This window comes from Arthrobacter sp. C9C5 (assembly GCF_013359735.1).
Taxonomy (GTDB): domain Bacteria; phylum Actinomycetota; class Actinomycetes; order Actinomycetales; family Micrococcaceae; genus Arthrobacter.
Window position 1 is genome coordinate 36,647 of sequence record NZ_JABFMX010000007.1, and the last position, 16,306, is coordinate 52,952.

Sequence of the window (16,306 nt, forward strand, 5' to 3'; positions counted from 1 at the left end):
CTCACCACTTTTCCGGGTGGATCAAGACAGCGAGCAGGTATCCGAAGAGGCTCAGTCCCGCAATGAGCAGAACCAGCCACATCATCGCGTCGGCGCTCATTGCCCGCCCTCCGGCCGGTCCTCGGCGCCGCCGACCATCACGGCCAGGACGTGGCCAATCCACATAATGAACCCCATGGATGCCATGAGGATTCCAAGAACAGCCAGGTCGGCCATCGCGGGTTCCTTTCATCTACGCCCCGTTTGCGGGGTTAATGACAGTCAACTCCTCTCCGGCACGAATTTTCCGGTTCCTGATGATTTCTTAACGACTTCACGGCTCATCTTGACGGCGGTTTAACGGCGGGGCCGCCGCCGGGGCCGTGCCGGCCCCCAAAGCAGAGAAGCGCCGCCAGAATGCAGCTGTTCGAGGCAGGTGCCGGACGGACGGTCGTGCGGTCGACCCGTAACGCGGCGGGCAGGGGAATGGCGACGGTCACGCCGTGGCCGGGTGGGCAATGCGGCGGGGGTGCTAGCCGACGTGAACCCACGGGCGCTTGGTGACATCGGGTTCGGCCTCGCGTAGGACCTCGCGGGTGACGGGCGCAATTTCCCCTTCGCCGAATGCGAGGAAACGCAGCAGGTTGGTAACCGGGTTCCCCTCGGTCCAGCGGAAGTAGATGTGCGGCATCAGCCCGGTTACGTCCCGGATATGCAGCAGCACCGAAGCGATCGTGTTGGGGACCACGGGGCCGTGCACCTCCAGGATCCGGTAGCCGTGCCGGGTGATGCCACGGACCTCAAGCTCGGTTTCGAAGTCCGAGGAGTCGTCCACGACCACCTCCAGGAACAGGGCCTGGTAGTCCAGCGGCAGATGGCTGACCTCGATGGCGGACTCCAGCTTCTGCCGGTAGGCCTCCGCGCTGAGGCGCATCGGTTCGTGGGCGATGATCCGCAGCGGCCCTTCCAGCTCATCGGACATGAATTCCAGCGCCTGCCGGTCCAGATGGACGTGGGTGGCGTGCAACTCGAAGGAGCGCCGGACCCGAGAGAGGAGCGAAATCACGATGATGCCGAGGATGAAGAACCCGGCAATACGAATGCCTTCGGGCCGTTCGATGATGTTGGTAACCGTGGTGTAGACGAAGACGACGGCGATCACACCGAACCCGATGGTGCGTTTGTGCTGCCTTTGGCGGCGGGCAGAGAGTGCCACGGCGATGGCCGCCGAGGTCATTAGCACCAGCACGCCGGTGGCGTAGGCGCCGCCTTGGGCGTCGACGTCGGCGTCGAACAGCCAGGTGATCAGGAACCCGACCAGCGTGAAGACCAGGACGAGCGGACGCACGGCCCGGGCCCAGCCGGGGGCCATCCCGTACCGGGGCAGATAGCGCGGCACGAGGTTAAGCAGCCCGGCCATGGCCGAGGCGCCGGCGAACCAGAGGATGGCGATCGTGGAGATGTCATAAACGGTGCCGAAGCCCGCGCCGAGGTATTCGTGGGCCAGGAAGGCGAGCGCGCGGCCGTTGGCTTGGCCCCCGGGCTGGAATTCCTGGGCCGGGATCAAAACCACGGTGGTGAAGCTGGTCGTGATCAGGAAAGCGCTCATAATGACGGCGGCGGTGGTCAGCAGTCTGCGCGCCCCCTCGATCCGGCCGGCGGGGTGCTCGTCGGTATCGCCGGGGCGCCCCTTGATCTGCGGCATCACGGCCACGCCGGTCTCGAAACCGGACAGGCCGAGGGCGAGCTTCGGGAAGACCAGCAGCGCGATCCCGACCGCCAGCAACGGGTTTCCATGCGACGTGGTCAAGGTTTGCCACCAGTCACCGACCGCAACGGGGTGCGTCAGCGTTTCAAACACGGTCACGACCACCACGACGACGTTCAAGCCAAGATAGACGGCGACAAGGAAGACCGCCACGCCGATTGCCTCTTTGAATCCGCGAAGAAACACCGCCGCCAGCATGGCCAGCAGGAATAGGGTGACCAGGACGTTTTGGCCCTGGATCCAGGAGGGCGCGAAGGGATTTTGGATGGCGTGCGCGGTGGCATCTGCGGCCGAGAGTGTCATGGTGATCATGAAGTCCGTGGCCGCGAAGCCGAGCAGCACCAGCACGAAGAGCTTTCCGCCCCAGCGCGGCATCAGCCGCTCCAGCATGGCAATGGAGCCCTCGCCGCGGTGGCTCTCGCCGGCAACGCGGCGGTAGACGGGCAGGGCGCCGAGCAGGGTGACAGCCACCAACACGATGGTCGCCAGCGGCGATATCACGCCCGCGGCTAAGGCCGCGATGGCCGGCTGGTAGCCGAGGGTGGAGAAGTAGTCGACACCGGTCAGGCACATCACCTGCCACCACGGATGCTTCTTCAGATGCGCATCGCTGGCCGCGCCCGGACCCTGGTGGACTCCTTTGGCGTCCTGCAGGCCGAACAGCAGCCACTGCCTGAAGTTTTCAGCCGTTCCGGGCCGCACCGAGGGGTCCGCGGGCGGTCTGCTCATCGTCGTCATTAGTGCCTCTCCGCGCGATACCCGCCATCGTGTCCACCCCCGACTGTAACCCCGGCGCGGCGCCGCTCATGGTGCTACGGCAGCAATCTTGACGGATCTTTAACGCACAGGCGGCGGTTCACTGCCGGCCGTCGTCTTTCCGTGAGGTGGCGCGGGGGGCCGGCGGCGGGAAGGCATGGATCTCCAGGTAGAGGATGGCGGCCGCCACGGCGGGCAGAAGACGATGCGTGCGGTGCCGGGCCGCCCGGTAGACGTGTCCGAAGGGATCCTGAATCCGGACGTGGTCGAGGGCCCGTTGGTGTGAAAGTCGGCGGTTGATTTCTTTCAAGTCACGGGGATGCGATGTGGCGCTGCCAATAAGAAGAGACCACTGCCGCTGGGCCGGTGCGATTCCTTCGTCCAGGGCGAGGACCTCGAACAGGTCGGCGATCAGTTCAGCCGCGGACTCGGCCGGGAACCGCCGCAACCGGTGTTCTTCGGAATGTGCCGTCTGGGCGTTCCACCACGCGTTTTTGAGCCAGTGATATTCAACTGGACCAAGGGAGCGGCCTAGCACCAGGCGGCGATCCGGATCCACCATCAGTCGGTAGGCGGTTCCCTCGCGGTCCAGAATGCAGGCGGCTTCTGCGGCGTATTCGAAAGCGGCCAGCAGGTCATGCTCGGAGCGGTAATACGAAAAGTCCCCGCCGTCGTCGACGGCGATGAAATCCCGGGCGTCACCGGCGCTGGCCAGACGGCCTGGCGTGTCCGGTTGCTGGCGGGGAGGGGTGTTCATTGTGGTTGGCTCCTGCAGAGGACCGGAATGCCGCCACGGTAGCCGCAGGGTCCTCTCCCCTTATGACACCACCCGCGGGGTCTCGGCGGAATGGGCCTTAATGCTTTCCTTACGCATGAGGGCCTAAAGTTTGCGCAATCCTAATGTGCACGATCCGGGGCCCTCGCTGCATCCGGCGTACCCGGAGCGAGGGGACTAGCGGCAATTCTCGACGGTCGCGTGCCTGGGGCCGCGACCGGTGGAACATGAACCCTTATGTTGAGATCAGTGACTTCGTCAGGATGGTCCCGCCGACACCGAGCAGGACGGTACCGGATCCACCCGTGATGATCCGCTTCACGCGAGGACGGCCCAGTGCTGTGGAGACCTTCGTGAGCGCGTGGACCAGCACGACGTACCAAGCCAACGCGGTGAGCAGAAAGATGCCGGCCATCAGCGCGTGCTGCTCCAGAGGGGGGAGCGGGCCGAGGTTGAATTGGGGGAAAAGGGACAGATAGAAGACGGCGACCTTGGGGTTGAGCAGGTTGCTGACCATCCCCTGCAGGAAGGGGGACCCTCCTCCAAACCGCAACCTGGGTCGCGACGCTGCGGGCTGGCTGCGGGGCCGGCCGAAGGCCTCGCACAGGGCGCTGATCCCCAGGAAGAGTAGGTAGGCGGCTCCGGCGATCCTGATCGCGGTGCCAAGAATTTCGGACGCCCCTAAAAGTGCCGTAACGCCGAGCACCGCGAGAAGGGCAAGGATCGTGTTGCCGGCCATGATCCCGATCGCCGTTGATGCCGCTGACCCGGGTCCGCGGTGGGCGTTTTTCAGCACCAGGGCAAAATCAGGGCCGGGGACGACGACTACGACGACGCAGGTCAGTGCAAAGGCCATCAGCTGTTCGACCATCAAGGGCTGCTCCCGGGAGGACGGATCTTCGGCCCGTATCAGCCGGCCCCAAGCGGACTCGGCCGGCCGAGCCGGTGGCAGGGCTGCGAAGATTTGGCCCTGCCTGTGGTTCGGGCCGATTTTCGCCCCTTGACATCACAGTGTAGCCGCGCTGTCGGCTGGGGGGACGCTACAGCGTGGGAAGATCTTGGCTCTTCGCATCCTTGGGCATGGCCGTGGCGCGCTCGACGATTTCGCTGGCAATGGCGGTGACCTTGCGGTTCGTGTCGGCGCTCAACTGGCTCATGAGCCCAAATGCTTCATCCGCGTTGACGCCCGTGCGCCCCATGAGGATGCCCTTCGCCTGCTCGATAACCGCCCGGTTGCGGGCCGACGCCGCGACCGCTTCTGTGGCGAGTTGATGACGGTCCGTATGGATTGATTGGGTGAGGTCCACGATGACGCCCCAGACACCGACGGGTGTGTCCCCTTCGAGGATGAAGTCCGCGGAGAAGAGCAACTTGTGCTGTCGGTTCTTTCGGTCGCGGATTGAGACGTAGATGGACGATGGACCGCCCACGGCCGCCACGCGTTCCCAATAGGCCTGGACTTTTGGCCGGTCTTCGGGCTCGAGGTGAGGGAAGACCATTTCCATCGACGGGACCACTTCGCCCGGTTCATACCCGTAGAGTCTGTAGAGGCCATCAGACCAGCGGAAAACGCCGTCGGCGAAGTAGTATTCGACCAGCCCGGTGGGGCAGTTGAGGAAGTCGTCGTTGGGGACTCGGTCAGGGACTGACCCCGGATATTTGCTTTTCGATGTCATGGTCCGGGCCGTTCGACGTGCTACGCCCGGCGATCCTGCGTCTGGGCCTGAAAAGACCAGAATATCGCAGGAGTGCGACCGTCGCAGGCCTTCGACAGTGTCCACGGTGGGCCACTGTCTGACAACGAAACAAAGCCCCTCCGGAGTGGCTCCGGAGGGGCTTCATGTTTTCTAGGAGAAGTGTTCCGGCAGGCCGGGCCTTCCTGAAAGCTTAGAGCGGGCGGATGTTCTCAGCCTGGGGGCCCTTCGGACCCTGGGTGACGTCGAACTCGACCTTCTGGTTCTCGTCCAGCGAGCGGTAGCCGCTGGAAGCGATTGCCGAGTAGTGGGCGAAAACGTCGGCCGACCCGTCATCCGGGGCAATGAAGCCAAAACCCTTTTCGGCGTTGAACCATTTAACTGTGCCTGTAGCCATGCCTTTATCCTTCTGAAATGCTGCTGATCTCCGGCGGCCACGCAAGGCCAACGGCTGCGGAGACATTCGTCCGCTGTCCCCAACGTACGGGGCGCAGGGCCGCGGTGCAAGAGGCTGAGTGCGGGAGTTAACCCCGGGCTGAAGCTATAGTCAGCTCACCATGACAACAATCTCGGTGGTTATTCCCACCCGGAACGATGCGCAGATGCTCGCCGTGTGCCTGGCGGCACTCGGCAGGCAGAGCCGCCGCGCCGACGAGGTGATCGTGGTGGACAACGGCAGCACGGACAACACTGCCGCGGTCTGCACGGCCGCCGGGGCGCGGCGGATCGTCGTTGACCTGCCCGGAATCGCGGCGGCCACCGCCCGCGGATTTGATGAGGCGGACTCGGAAATCATCGCGCGCCTGGATACCGACTCGGTCCCGCCCGCCGACTGGCTGGAACGTGTCGAAGCCATCCTGGACAAAGCCGGTCCGCTGACCGCGGTGAGCGGGCCCGGGGACTTCTACGGCGGGACGCGGTTCGCGCGCTGGGTGGGCCGGAACATCTGGATTGCCGGTTACTTGTGGGCCATCGGTTTCCTGCTGGGGCATCCGCCGCTGTTTGGCTCCAATTTCGCCCTGCGGGCCGACGTCTGGGAGAGGATCCGTGGCAGGGTCCACCGGGGCCGGCCGCCGGTCCACGACGACCTCGACATTTCCTACCAGATCCCGCCGGAGGTGGCCGTGCTCTGGGAGCCTTCGCTGCGGGTGGGCGTCTCGGCCCGGCCGTTCGAAAGCCGGCACGCAGTCGGGCGCCGGCTGTCGATGGCGTGGACGACGTTCGGCGTCGAGTTCAGCTCCGAGCCCCCGCTGCGCCGGCGCCGCCGCCGCAAGCGCTGGGAACGCGCCCACCGGCGCTAGCTGCCAGGCGGCGTCCCGTCGGCGTCGGCGTAGAGCGCGATCAGGTCCCGGCTCATCTGGTGCGGCGACGTTTCACTGGGGCTGTGGCCGCCCCGGTAGACGGAGATCTTCGCGCCGATCGCCTGCGCAAAGCGGCGGTGCAGTGCGAGCGGCCAGAGGTCGTGTTCGCCGACTGCGACAAACTTCGGCAGCGCCGCCGCGGCCAGGACCGGCCTGAGGTCCGGTGCGTGCTGCATCAGCCCGAAGATGTCGCGCACGGCTGTCCGGCGGGTGAAGCGGAAGCGGTACCGCACGAAACGGATCCGGTTCGGCGCCACGCGGACCACGTTGCTGCGGATGCCCACGATCATCAGCGCCGCACCGACCCTGGCGCCGGCCCAGCCGCTGAACCGGCCGATCCGCTGGACCCCCCGGAAGCTGTTGCCGGGCTCGGGCGGGCAGCTGAGCAGCGTGAGGCTGCGGAACAGCTCGGGCCGTTGCGCGAACGCCACCTGCGCGACGATCGCGGCGAAGGAGTAGCCGACGACGTGCGCGGCGCCCTCCCCGGCCTCCAGCAGGGCGATCAGGTCGTCGGTGAAGAGCTGGTAGTCGTAGTGCTCCCGCGGCGGGTCGAGGTGCTCGGGCCCGGCGTCGGCGGACTCGTACTGGCCGGCGATGTCGCAGCTGAGCACAAAGTAGCCGGCGGCCGCGAGCCGGGGCAGCATCAGCGAGAAGTCTTCCTTGGAACCCGTGGCGCCCGGGACCATCAGCACCCGTGGATGGGCCGGGTTGCCCATGGACAAGGTCGCCAGCTCACCGCTCGGCGCGTGGAAGGCCCCGCGGACAGAGTCCGACGGCGGGGCGAACCAGTCGACGTCGGGCAGGGCGGCGTCCAGCCGGGCGGCCTCGTCGACGAGCCCCGAGCCGAAGACTCCGGGGTCCGGTTCCGGTGCGCCCGGAAGGTTGCGGCCTGTTGACGCCATGGACTAAACATAGCCCCCGGCGCCGGACCGGGATCCTCAGGCGCCAGCCACCCTGCGCACGAACGCGTGCAGGCGGCGGTAGACCTCCTGTGACTCCGGGTAACGGAAGTCCTGCTGCCACGTGTGTTCGGTGTTTGGGGAGTCCCAGCCGTAAATCAGGGTGTCGACGTGCACCTCGTGCTCCCGCAGGCGCTCGATGAAGTTCAGGTTGGCGGCGTAGAAGAAGTCGCGTTCCGAGGTGGTCACGAAGACCGGCGGGAACCGGGCGTCGAGCCACTCGATCGGGGACAGGAAGCCGGCCGCCCTGCGCAGTTCCGCAATGCGGCGGCGGCCAGGGCGGCGCACTGCCCGGGGCAGGAGCATCCGGACGAAGTCCAGGCTGAGGACGAAGCCCTTGTCGAAGAACACGGAGAAGTCCACAACGCTGCAATGCTGCACCAGCCCACGCAGGCTTGAGGCGGGGGTTGCCGGCGCCAGCCCGTAATGACCGGCCAGTTCCGGGCGGAAGCTGGCCGCGGCGAGGAGGGCGGCGATCTGGCCGCCGGCGGAGTCGCCGCCGAGGACAATCCTGGCGGGGTCGCCGCCGAAGCCCGCGATGTTGTCGCGGACCCAGGCAAGCGCAGCATTGGCGTCCTGGAGGACGTGGGCCATGTGGAAGCGCGGGGCCCGGCGGTAGTTCACGTTGACGGCGATCATCCCGCCCTCGGCCTGGCTCGCGCAGTACTTGGTCAGCGAGGCCTTGTCGCCCGAGGTCCAGCCCCCGCCGTGGAAGTAGACGTAGACCGGCAGCGGCCCGGCGCCGTCCGTAGGAGCGGCTCCAGCGGCGGCCGGGGTGATGACGTCCAGACGGTGAGCGCGGGTGCCGTCGCCCACGAAGTCAATGTCGTGGAAGTAGTCGACGCCGGTGACGGGGTCGGCGTTGAAGCGGGCCTTTTCGCTCGGGCCCAGCGAGTGCATCAGGACCCGCCAGGCCCACACCGGAACCCGGCGCAGCACGCCGCGCGCGCGTCGGGCGAGGCCGAAGGCGCCGCCGGTCGGCTGCGCAGGGTATTGCGCCGGCTGCTGCGGGAAGGGTTGCTGGGGTGGTAGCTGGACCGCCGGGGTCATGCTGCCATTCTAACTGGCACGGCTGTGCTACCACGGTGAGGGCAGCCTGTCCTGGGCAGTGCGGCCCCGGTCAGTCCGGCAGTTCCCGGACCGTGCCGGCGGCGCCGTCCACGGTGACGCGTTGGCCGGTGTGCAGCCGCGTGGTGGCGTCCGGCACGCCGACCACCGCGGGGATGCCGTATTCGCGGGCGACGACGGCGCCGTGCGAGATGACGCCGCCCATTTCCATGACCAGCGCGCCCGCCGTCATGAACAGCGGCGTCCAGCCGGGGTCGGTCGAGGGTGCCACCAGGATTTCGCCGGGCTCGAGGCGGGCGCCCACCGGGTCCATGATCACCCGGACCGTTCCGGTTGCGGTGCCGGCCGAGGCCGGGGTCCCGGACAGGGCGCCGGTGGCCGGCCGCTTCGCCATCACGGCGGCCTCCACGTCTGTCCCGTCGGAGAGCAGCAGACGGGGGATGTGGCGCCGCCGCAGTTCGACGTCGTACAGGCGGCGGCGTTCGGCGACGACGCCCTGCATGCCGGCGCCCCGAAGGGCCACCCGGAGCTCGTCGAAGTCGAGGAAGAACACGTCGTTGGCCGCCGCCACGACGCCGGTCCGCAGCAGTTCCGCGCCGACCAGCAGCAGCTGGCGGTGCATTTCACCGAGGATCTTCACAATGTGGAACTTCGGCAGCTCGCGCAGGCCGGATAGCTCCCGGACCTGGCGCAGGGACAGCTCAAGCAGCCGGGCGCGCCACTTGCCGTGAACGGCTGCCCGGTCCACCAGGCTGCGCATCCTGTCCTCCGCATGCTCGGCGGCCCGGCGGAACTGCCGATCCGGGGCCTGTTCGGGGTCCTCCACGCGCAGGTAGTTGGAGATCATGCCGAGGATGTGGTCCGGTTCGTCCGACCAGCGCGGCATGCCGAGATCGATCTCGGCCACCGCGCGGTGGCCGTACCGGGCCAGGAAAGCCCGAACCCCGTCCTGCGCCGGCGCGGGAAGGGACCCGGCGCGGTAGGCGGCGGCCAGCCGGGCCGGCTGCTCCGCCAAAAAGGCGCCCCGCGAGGCGGGATCGGCCCCGAGGGTCACCGCCAGCTGCCAGAGTTCAAGGTCCATCTCGGTGGTCACGTTGTGCGGCAGCCCGCGCAGCACCGCCTCCAGCTCACGGGGCGGGGCGATGCCGCGCAGTAGCCGCCGGGCCACCGCCAGCATGATGTAGCCCACGGACGGGGCGGGCAGGGTGGCCCGGATGAGGCCGTCGATGGTGCGGTTCGTGATCTGTTCGGCGTAGTCCAGCCGTTGCAGGGCCGTGGCCGGTTCGGGCAGCACCAGCTGCGCTGCGAGGCGTTTTCCGTAGGCCTCCACCCGGCGGAGTTCCGCCTCGGGCCGGAGTGCGGCGCCGATGAGCGCCGGGATCAGGCCCAGGACCATGCCGAGGCTGTCGCCGGCCTCGGTGCCGCTGGTCCGCGGTCCGCTATCTGGCCGGGGCGTCCTGGGCCGCGACTTCCGCGACTTCCGCAACTTCCGCGGGTGCTCGCTGGCCGCGAACCGCGGGTCGGCCAGCAGTTCCGGAAAAATGGCGGCAGACCGGCCGTCCGCCAGCGGGAGCATCCGGGTCAGGTAGCGGCGGCCCCATTTGTTGTGCACCAACGCCGTCAGGTCCACGTACATCCGCAGCCCGGGGTTGACGTAGCGCCAGGGTCCCTTGCGGTTCCGCATCACGCCGAGGGCGGCCAGCCCGATCGGGGTGATTGGCCTGGTGAGTCCCTGCAGGAGTGTCCCGCACAGGTAGACCCGGGTTCCGCCGTCGGGGTCCGGGTTCAGGGCGGACGGGTCCCCGGAGATCGGATCCTCCAGCGGATACAGCGTGGTGATCGGCCGTGACTGCGTCAGCCAGGCCTTGCCCGCGGCGTCGATTACCCACTCCACGTCCTGCGGTGCGCCGAAGAGACGCTGGACGGCGTCGCCGAGCCTGGTCAGCGCGCCGAGTTCCGCGTCATTCAGGCTGAAGCCCCGCGCCGGATCGTCGTCCCCCCGCGCGCGGCGCAGGACCGCCGCCGTCGCGGTCTCCACGGTGAACTGGTCCGGGTTCACGGCGCCGGACACCACGGCCTGTCCGGCCCCGGGGCTGGCGTTGATCACCGTCTCGGTCCGGGTCCCGGTCACCGGGTTGGCGGTGAACAGCACGCCGGCCGTGGCGGCGTCGACCATGAGCTGGACGACGACGGCGAGCCCCACCTCGCGGTGGCTGATCCCGTTGGCGGACCGGTAGGCGACCGCCCGGTCGGTCCACAGCGAGGCCCAGCAGCGCCGCACGGCGTCGATGACCGAGTCGGCGCCGGTGACGCCGGTGAAGGAGTCCTGCTGGCCGGCGAAGCTGGCAAAGGGCAGGTCCTCGGCGGTGGCCGAGGAACGCACCGCGACGGCCGGCTGCGCGCCCAGCGCGGCGTAGGCCTTCCGCAGCGCCGCGTCGACGCCGGACGGAACCGGCGCTGACAGGACCAGCTCGCGGGCGCTGGCCGCCACGCGGTCCAGTTCCGCCGGCCCCGGACCGGAAGCTCGGCCAGCTGCTGCGTCGGCGCCGGGAGCGCCGTCGGCGGCTGGAGCGTCGGCAGCAGCGTCGAGCCGGGCGTCGAGCAGGGCGGCCAGGGCCGCCAGCGCGGGCGGCGCCGCGAGGCGGTAGGCGTCGGTGGTCAGGCAGAAGCCGCGCGGCACCGGAAAGCCCGCGGCGGTGAGCTTGCCGAGGTTCAGCGCCTTGCCGCCGACGAGCCGCAGGGGAGCGGAGCCGGTCCGGCCAAGGTCCAGCACGAACTCGTCCGGCGAGGTGGCGTCCGACTCCTCGTCGTCCGCTTCGGAGCGCATGGGTCGCGCGCCTAGTCGCTCGCCGGGTCGCCGGCGTCCTCCCATTGGACGTCCAGGTTGCGGAACACCGGCGGCGAATCGCACAGGGCCGCCATCCGCGCCGCGAAATCGGAGGTTTCCGGCCGCCGGGAATTCTCCATCGCCGACTCGTAGGAATCGAACTCGACAATGGTGAGGTAGGTGCCGGGCCGGTCACGGTCCGCGGTGTTCAGGATCCGACGGAAGGTCGGGGCGGTTTCCCCCTCGGTCCGGGAGGGCCGGCCGAGCGCTTCGATCTCCTCGATGCGGGACGACTGGTATTCGATGATCTGCACAAACCTGGCCATGACGGCTCCTTGACGGCTGCGGGTGCTGATGCGCATCACGCTAGACCCGCCAACCCGGCAGTGCAAGGGCCGCGCGGTCCCCTGCCCGTTCGGCTAGGGCGTCAGCAGGACCTTGATGGCCCGCCGTTCGTCCATGGCGCGGTAGGCCTCCGGCGCCTCCTCCAGCGGCATGACGACGTCGAACACCCGGCCGGGGTTGATGCTGCCGTCCAGCACGTCGGCGAGCAGTTCCGGGATGTAGGTCCGGGCGGGGGCCATCCCGCCGCCGATGGAGATGTTGGTGTCGAAAAGGTAGCGCAGCGGAATCTCGGCGCCGCCGGTCGGCACGCCCACGAAGCCGAGGGCGCCGCCCGGGCGGACGCTGTGCAGCGCCTGCTCCATGGATTCCTTGGTGCCGACGCACTCCAGGACGGAATCGGCCAGCACCCCGCCGAGCAGTTCGCGAACCTTCGCGACGCCGTCGTCCCCGCGCTCCGCGACGATGTCTGTGGCGCCGAACTCCCGGGCGATGGCCTGCCGGTCGGCGTGCCGGGACATGGCGATGATCCGTTCCGCGCCCAGCCGCTTGGCGGCCAGGACGCCGCACAGGCCCACGGCGCCGTCGCCCACCACGACGACGGTCCGGCCTGCTCCCGCCTTTGCCGCGAGGGCTGCGTGGTGGCCGGTGGCCATCACGTCGGAGAGGGTCAGCAGGCTGGCGCGCAGCGCGTCGTCGGGCTCGGTGACGCCCGGAACCTTGACGAGGGTGGCGTCGGCCAGCGGGACCCGGACCGCCTGGCCCTGGCCGCCGTCGATGGCCAGCCCGGCGTCGTCCTTGCCGCCCCAGCCGGCCAGGTGGTCGCAGGCCACCGTGACACCGTTGAGGCACTGCGGGCACTTGCCGCAGCTGACCACGAACGGCGCGATCACCAGGTCCCCCACGGCCAGTTCGGTCACCGCGTCGCCGATGCTTTCGACCAGGCCGATGAACTCATGGCCGATCGCCGAGGGTTTGTGGGTGGGCCGGACGCCGCGGTACGGCCACAGGTCGGAGCCGCAGACGCAGGCGGCGGTGACTTTTACGACGGCGTCGGTGGGCTGCTGGATGGTGGGGTAGTCGCGGTCTTCGACGCGGATGTCGCCGGGGCCGTGGATGATGGTGGCGCGCATGGGGGGCTCCTCGCGTGGTCGTGGATGGGGGCTGGAAACGAGTCTAGTCCTGGACGTCGGAGGCGGTCCCGGGGCGGAGCAGCCGGCTGATCCGGTCCTGGACCCTCAATTCCGGGGCGGACTCATGGTTGAACAGGATGCGGTAAATCACCGGTGCCACCACGGTGTCGACAATTTCCCGGGCCGCCGGCGCGGTTTCGCCGCGGGCTTCGGCCAGCCGCCGGATCTCCTCGACATGGCCCTGCATGAGTGCGAAATAATCCCGGGTCACGGCGCCGTCCGCGAGCATGTCCCGGAGCACCTGCCGCCCCAGCGGGGAGGAAAATTCCTCGACGTAGGGGACGAACCAGGCCTCCATGTCCCCTTTGAGCGACCCGGTGTCCTCCACCTGCTCGGGCAGCATCCGGTTGGACGCGACGGCGGCGAGCAGCCGCGGCAGATCCCCCCACCGCCGGTAGATGGTCGAGGAGTTCACTCCGGCGCGTTCCGCCACCAGCGGCACCGACAGGACCGAACGGTCGCCGTCGTTCTCCTCCAGCAGCGCGCGGACCGCCTGGTGCACTGCCTGCTGGACACGGGCGCTGCGGCCGCCCGGGCGCGGAGTCGCTGTAGCCATCATCACACCATGCTAAGGCAAAACTTCTGCTTTAGTGGCGGTTTCCGGTGCTAGTCTCTTAATGCATAGATTGTGCTTTAGTCGATTGGTTAGTAGGCAGGGAAAGCATTGAAGAATACCGGTACCGCGTTCTGGCTTCACGCGGCGCTCCTGACGGTCTTCATCGGGGCATCGTCGGCGCCGTCGCCGTTGTACGAGTTTTACGCGCGGGAATGGGGGCTCGGTTCCGCCGCTGTGACGGTCGTCTTCGCCGTGTACGCGGTGGCCGTGCTGCTGACGCTGCTGGTGGTCGGGTCGCTGGCGGACCATCTCGGCACGCGGCCCGTGCTGCTGGGGGCTGTGGCGCTGCAGATCGGGGCCATGATGACCTTCGCGTTCGCGCCCGGTCCGGAAATGCTCCTCGCGGCGAGGGCCCTGCAGGGCGTCGCTACCGGCGCGGCCATGGGCGCGGCCGGGGCCGCGCTGCTGGCCTTCGAAGGCGTCGGCCGCCGGGGCCGCGGCTCCCTCGTGAACAGTGCCGCCTCGCCGGTCGGGCTCTCCATCGGCGCGCTCGGCTCGGCGTCCCTGGTCCGGTTCCTGCCGGAACCAACCAAGACCGTGTACTTCTTCCTCGCTGCCCTGCTGCTGGTCCTCGGGACCGCCCTGCTGTGGCTGCCGAGCGCGGGGCGGAAAGCCCCCGGCTGGCTCCGTTCCCTGGTTCCCGAGGCGAAGGTCCCCAGTTCCGCGCGCAAGACGATGGCCGCGACCATGCCGGTGGCGGCCGCGACCTGGGCGCTCGCAGGCTTCTATCTCTCCCTCGGGCCGGCCCTTGCGCATTCGATCACGAAGGACAGCTCCGTGCTGGTGGGCGGGCTGGCCCTGTTCGCTCTCTTCGTCCCGGGGGCCCTGGCAATCCTCGTCGTCCGCCGCTGGTCCGACCGGAACACGCTCCTGACCGGGGTCCTCTCCCTGATCGCCGGGATATCCCTGACCGTCCTCGCCGTCCAGCTGGGGTCCGCGCCGCTCTACTTCACCGGCACCATGGTGGCCGGCGTCGGCTTCGGCAGCGGCTACTTCGGCGCGATGCGGATGACCCTGCCGCTGTGCGGGCCGCACGAGCGCATCGGGATGCTCTCCAGCATCTACCTGATCTGCTACCTCGGCTTCAGCGTCCCGGCCGTGGCCGCCGGGCTGCTGGTCGCCGTGGCCGGGATGAAGGGCACGACGCTGATCTACGGTGCCGCCCTGGTGCTGGCCGCCGTCCCCGCCCTGGTGCTGACCGCCAAGGCGACGACCCGCAACAACCCCATCGACCTGGTTGCTGGAACGCCAGCAGCCTCCTGAAAGGAACCGACATGAGCTTCACCCTTCCGGCCGACATTGCAGGCCGACCCATCACCGTGATCGGCGGCGGCACGCTGGGCCGCCGCATCGCGCTGATGCTCTCGCTCCGCGGCGCCGAGGTGCGCGTCTTCGACACGAACCTTGCCGTGGCCCAGGCCGCCGTCGACTACATCGGAACCGAGCGTCCCGGCGTCGCGGATGAGTTCGGCGGCACTGCCGAGGGGCGGATCACGGCCGGCGACGACCTCGCCGCAGCCCTCCGGGACGCCTGGCTCGTCGTCGAGGCGGTGCCGGAAAAGCTCGAACTCAAGAAGGAAATCTTCGCCGACCTTGACCGGCTGGCCGCGCCCGACGCCGTGCTGGCGAGCAATTCCTCCTCGTTCGCTTCGTCCGAATTCATCGATGGGGTGGACGCGCCGGAACGCGTCCTGAACCTGCACTTCTACATGCCGCCGGCGGTGCGCTCGGTGGAGCTGATGTCCAGCGGCCGCACCGATCCGGCGATCATTGAGCTGCTGATGGCCGAGCTGCCGAAGTACGCCCTGGCCCCGCACCTGGTCCGCAAGCAGAGCACCGGCTTCATCTTCAACCGCGTCTGGGCCGCGATCAAGCGCGAATCCCTGCTGGTCGTGGCGGAGGGGGTCGCCGAACCCGAGGACGTCGACGCCCTGTTCCTCGACGTGTTCAAGGCCGACACCGCACCGTTCCGCTTCATGGACCAGGTGGGCCTGGACGTGGTCCTCGACATCGAAAACCACTACTGCGAGCTGGCCGGCATGGAGAACAAGTCGGCGCCGCTGCTGCGGGACTACATCGGGAAGGGCTGGCTGGGGGTCAAGAGCGGCCGCGGTTTCTACAACGACTACTCCTGAGCCCGCGTTGCCCTAAGAGTTGCCCTGGAAGCCCAGCGAAATGCCGCCGTCGACCCGCAGCTCAATCCCGGTGACGTAGGCGGACTCGTCGCTGGCCAGGAACACCGCGGCGTTCGCGACGTCCCAGGCCGTGCCCATGTGGCCCATGGGCACCTGGGCGTGGCGCTTCTTCAGCATTTCCTCGCGCTGCCCGTCCGCGTAGGCGCCGGCCAGCTCGGCGGACTCGGTCACCATCGGCGTTTCCATCAGCCCCGGCAGGATGGCGTTGACCCGCACGTGCTTCGCCGCGTACTCCGCCGCCGTAGTGCGGCTCAGGTGGTTCAGCGCCGCCTTGGAGGAGTAGTAGGTGGCGTACGGGACGCCGGTCCAGCGGATGCCCGCCAGCGAGGAAATGTTGATGATGGAGCCGCCGCCCTGGGCAACCATGTGCGGGATGACGTGCTTCATGGTCAGGAACGGGCCCTTCAGGTTGATCGCGTGGACCCTGTCCCACTCGGCCTCGTCCAGTTCCACCACGCCGCCTACCTTGGCGATGCCGACGTTGTTGTCGAGGACGTCGATCCGGCCGAATTCGTCGATGACGGACGCGACGGCGCGGCCCACGGCGGCGGAGTCCGTCACATCGAAGGCAAGATGCCGTGCCTGGCCGCCCTCGGCCAGGATCAGGCCCTCCGTTTCCTTCGCAGCCGCCTCGTTGACGTCCGCGCACACCACCGTGGCGCCCTCGCGGGCAAACGCGATGGCCGTGGCCTTGCCGTTGCCCATTCCCGGGGCGCTGGAACCGGCCCCCACCACCAGGGCGATCTTTCCCTGCAGTCTCTTAGTCATCAGTG

16 protein-coding genes are annotated in these 16,306 nt (G+C 68.5%); 3 read left to right on the plus strand and 13 right to left on the minus strand.

The genetic code is table 11. The features are described 5' to 3' along the window. Window position 1: 1 nt before the first annotated feature. From HNO80_RS07120 to HNO80_RS07145, 6 genes are all read right to left on the minus strand, one after another. Window positions 2-100 carry a potassium-transporting ATPase subunit F gene (locus HNO80_RS07120; RefSeq protein WP_175322151.1) on the minus strand — a complete coding sequence of 33 codons (99 nt, stop codon included), beginning with the start codon at window positions 98-100 and terminating at the stop codon, window positions 2-4. Between the two features lie 411 nt (window positions 101-511). Continuing rightward, window positions 512-2,485, minus strand: coding sequence for an APC family permease (locus HNO80_RS07125; RefSeq protein ID WP_175322152.1), 1,974 nt, complete (start codon window positions 2,483-2,485; stop codon window positions 512-514). Window positions 2,486-2,603: 118 nt separating this feature from the next. Then, the gene (locus HNO80_RS07130; RefSeq protein WP_175322153.1) at window positions 2,604-3,260 is read right to left on the minus strand and encodes a hypothetical protein; all 657 of its coding nucleotides are present in this window, start codon (window positions 3,258-3,260) and stop codon (window positions 2,604-2,606) included. 253 nt (window positions 3,261-3,513) lie between these two features. Continuing rightward, a complete protein-coding gene (locus HNO80_RS07135) occupies window positions 3,514-4,149 on the minus strand; it encodes a LysE family translocator (protein WP_175322154.1) in 636 nt (211 codons plus the stop codon). Between the two features lie 169 nt (window positions 4,150-4,318). Further along, on the minus strand, window positions 4,319-4,954 hold the full coding sequence (locus HNO80_RS07140; RefSeq protein ID WP_175322155.1) for a PAS and ANTAR domain-containing protein: 636 nt from the start codon (window positions 4,952-4,954) through the stop codon (window positions 4,319-4,321). A gap of 211 nt (window positions 4,955-5,165) precedes the next feature. Next, window positions 5,166-5,369 carry a cold-shock protein gene (locus HNO80_RS07145; protein ID WP_013599688.1) on the minus strand — a complete coding sequence of 68 codons (204 nt, stop codon included), beginning with the start codon at window positions 5,367-5,369 and terminating at the stop codon, window positions 5,166-5,168. Window positions 5,370-5,529: 160 nt separating this feature from the next. On the opposite strand from HNO80_RS07145, the gene HNO80_RS07150 reads away from it, so the two are divergent. Then, complete coding sequence (locus tag HNO80_RS07150; protein WP_175322156.1) at window positions 5,530-6,273, plus strand: glycosyltransferase family 2 protein; 744 nt, start codon at window positions 5,530-5,532, stop codon at window positions 6,271-6,273. Here the strand turns inward: HNO80_RS07150 and HNO80_RS07155 are convergent. From HNO80_RS07155 to HNO80_RS07180, 6 genes are all read right to left on the minus strand, one after another. After that, window positions 6,270-7,235, minus strand: coding sequence for an alpha/beta fold hydrolase (locus tag HNO80_RS07155; protein WP_175322157.1), 966 nt, complete (start codon window positions 7,233-7,235; stop codon window positions 6,270-6,272). The two genes, HNO80_RS07150 and HNO80_RS07155, sit on opposite strands and share 4 nt — an antisense overlap. Window positions 7,236-7,271: 36 nt before the next feature. Beyond that, entirely contained in the window at window positions 7,272-8,342 is a 1,071-nt protein-coding gene (locus HNO80_RS07160; protein WP_249777211.1) for an alpha/beta hydrolase, read from the minus strand. Between the two features lie 70 nt (window positions 8,343-8,412). After that, window positions 8,413-11,187, minus strand: a complete 2,775-nt coding sequence (locus HNO80_RS07165) for a PEP/pyruvate-binding domain-containing protein (RefSeq protein WP_175322158.1) — start codon at window positions 11,185-11,187, stop codon at window positions 8,413-8,415. A gap of 11 nt (window positions 11,188-11,198) precedes the next feature. Next, window positions 11,199-11,513, minus strand: coding sequence for a hypothetical protein (locus HNO80_RS07170; protein WP_175322159.1), 315 nt, complete (start codon window positions 11,511-11,513; stop codon window positions 11,199-11,201). Window positions 11,514-11,606: 93 nt separating this feature from the next. Continuing rightward, complete coding sequence (locus tag HNO80_RS07175; RefSeq protein ID WP_175322160.1) at window positions 11,607-12,662, minus strand: zinc-dependent alcohol dehydrogenase family protein; 1,056 nt, start codon at window positions 12,660-12,662, stop codon at window positions 11,607-11,609. A gap of 43 nt (window positions 12,663-12,705) precedes the next feature. Beyond that, the gene (locus HNO80_RS07180; RefSeq protein ID WP_175322161.1) at window positions 12,706-13,281 is read right to left on the minus strand and encodes a TetR-like C-terminal domain-containing protein; all 576 of its coding nucleotides are present in this window, start codon (window positions 13,279-13,281) and stop codon (window positions 12,706-12,708) included. A gap of 105 nt (window positions 13,282-13,386) precedes the next feature. Between HNO80_RS07180 and HNO80_RS07185 the strand changes: the two genes are divergently transcribed. Together HNO80_RS07185 and HNO80_RS07190 are read left to right on the plus strand one after the other, a co-directional pair. Beyond that, window positions 13,387-14,601, plus strand: a complete 1,215-nt coding sequence (locus HNO80_RS07185) for an MFS transporter (RefSeq protein ID WP_175322162.1) — start codon at window positions 13,387-13,389, stop codon at window positions 14,599-14,601. A gap of 11 nt (window positions 14,602-14,612) precedes the next feature. Continuing rightward, entirely contained in the window at window positions 14,613-15,473 is an 861-nt protein-coding gene (locus HNO80_RS07190; RefSeq protein ID WP_175322163.1) for a 3-hydroxyacyl-CoA dehydrogenase family protein, read from the plus strand. A 12-nt stretch (window positions 15,474-15,485) separates the two neighbouring features. Here the strand turns inward: HNO80_RS07190 and HNO80_RS07195 are convergent, their stop codons facing one another. Continuing rightward, entirely contained in the window at window positions 15,486-16,301 is an 816-nt protein-coding gene (locus tag HNO80_RS07195) for an SDR family NAD(P)-dependent oxidoreductase (RefSeq protein ID WP_175322164.1), read from the minus strand. Between the last annotated feature and the right edge of the window lie 5 nt (window positions 16,302-16,306).

Excerpts from the sequence above, each read along its gene's own strand:
- HNO80_RS07155 (WP_175322157.1), bottom strand. The coding sequence starts at position 7,235 with ATGGCGTCAACAGGCCGCAACCTTCCGGGCGCACCGGAACCGGACCCC.
- HNO80_RS07175 (WP_175322160.1), bottom strand. The coding sequence starts at position 12,662 with ATGCGCGCCACCATCATCCACGGCCCCGGCGACATCCGCGTCGAAGAC.
- HNO80_RS07190 (WP_175322163.1), top strand. The coding sequence starts at position 14,613 with ATGAGCTTCACCCTTCCGGCCGACATTGCAGGCCGACCCATCACCGTG.
- HNO80_RS07165 (WP_175322158.1), bottom strand. The coding sequence starts at position 11,187 with ATGCGCTCCGAAGCGGACGACGAGGAGTCGGACGCCACCTCGCCGGAC.
- HNO80_RS07180 (WP_175322161.1), bottom strand. The coding sequence starts at position 13,281 with ATGATGGCTACAGCGACTCCGCGCCCGGGCGGCCGCAGCGCCCGTGTC.
- HNO80_RS07135 (WP_175322154.1), bottom strand. The coding sequence starts at position 4,149 with ATGGTCGAACAGCTGATGGCCTTTGCACTGACCTGCGTCGTCGTAGTC.
- HNO80_RS07130 (WP_175322153.1), bottom strand. The coding sequence starts at position 3,260 with ATGAACACCCCTCCCCGCCAGCAACCGGACACGCCAGGCCGTCTGGCC.
- HNO80_RS07195 (WP_175322164.1), bottom strand. The coding sequence starts at position 16,301 with ATGACTAAGAGACTGCAGGGAAAGATCGCCCTGGTGGTGGGGGCCGGT.
- HNO80_RS07160 (WP_249777211.1), bottom strand. The coding sequence starts at position 8,342 with ATGACCCCGGCGGTCCAGCTACCACCCCAGCAACCCTTCCCGCAGCAG.
- HNO80_RS07170 (WP_175322159.1), bottom strand. The coding sequence starts at position 11,513 with ATGGCCAGGTTTGTGCAGATCATCGAATACCAGTCGTCCCGCATCGAG.
- HNO80_RS07145 (WP_013599688.1), bottom strand. The coding sequence starts at position 5,369 with ATGGCTACAGGCACAGTTAAATGGTTCAACGCCGAAAAGGGTTTTGGC.
- HNO80_RS07120 (WP_175322151.1), bottom strand. The coding sequence starts at position 100 with ATGAGCGCCGACGCGATGATGTGGCTGGTTCTGCTCATTGCGGGACTG.
- HNO80_RS07150 (WP_175322156.1), top strand. The coding sequence starts at position 5,530 with ATGACAACAATCTCGGTGGTTATTCCCACCCGGAACGATGCGCAGATG.
- HNO80_RS07125 (WP_175322152.1), bottom strand. The coding sequence starts at position 2,485 with ATGACGACGATGAGCAGACCGCCCGCGGACCCCTCGGTGCGGCCCGGA.
- HNO80_RS07140 (WP_175322155.1), bottom strand. The coding sequence starts at position 4,954 with ATGACATCGAAAAGCAAATATCCGGGGTCAGTCCCTGACCGAGTCCCC.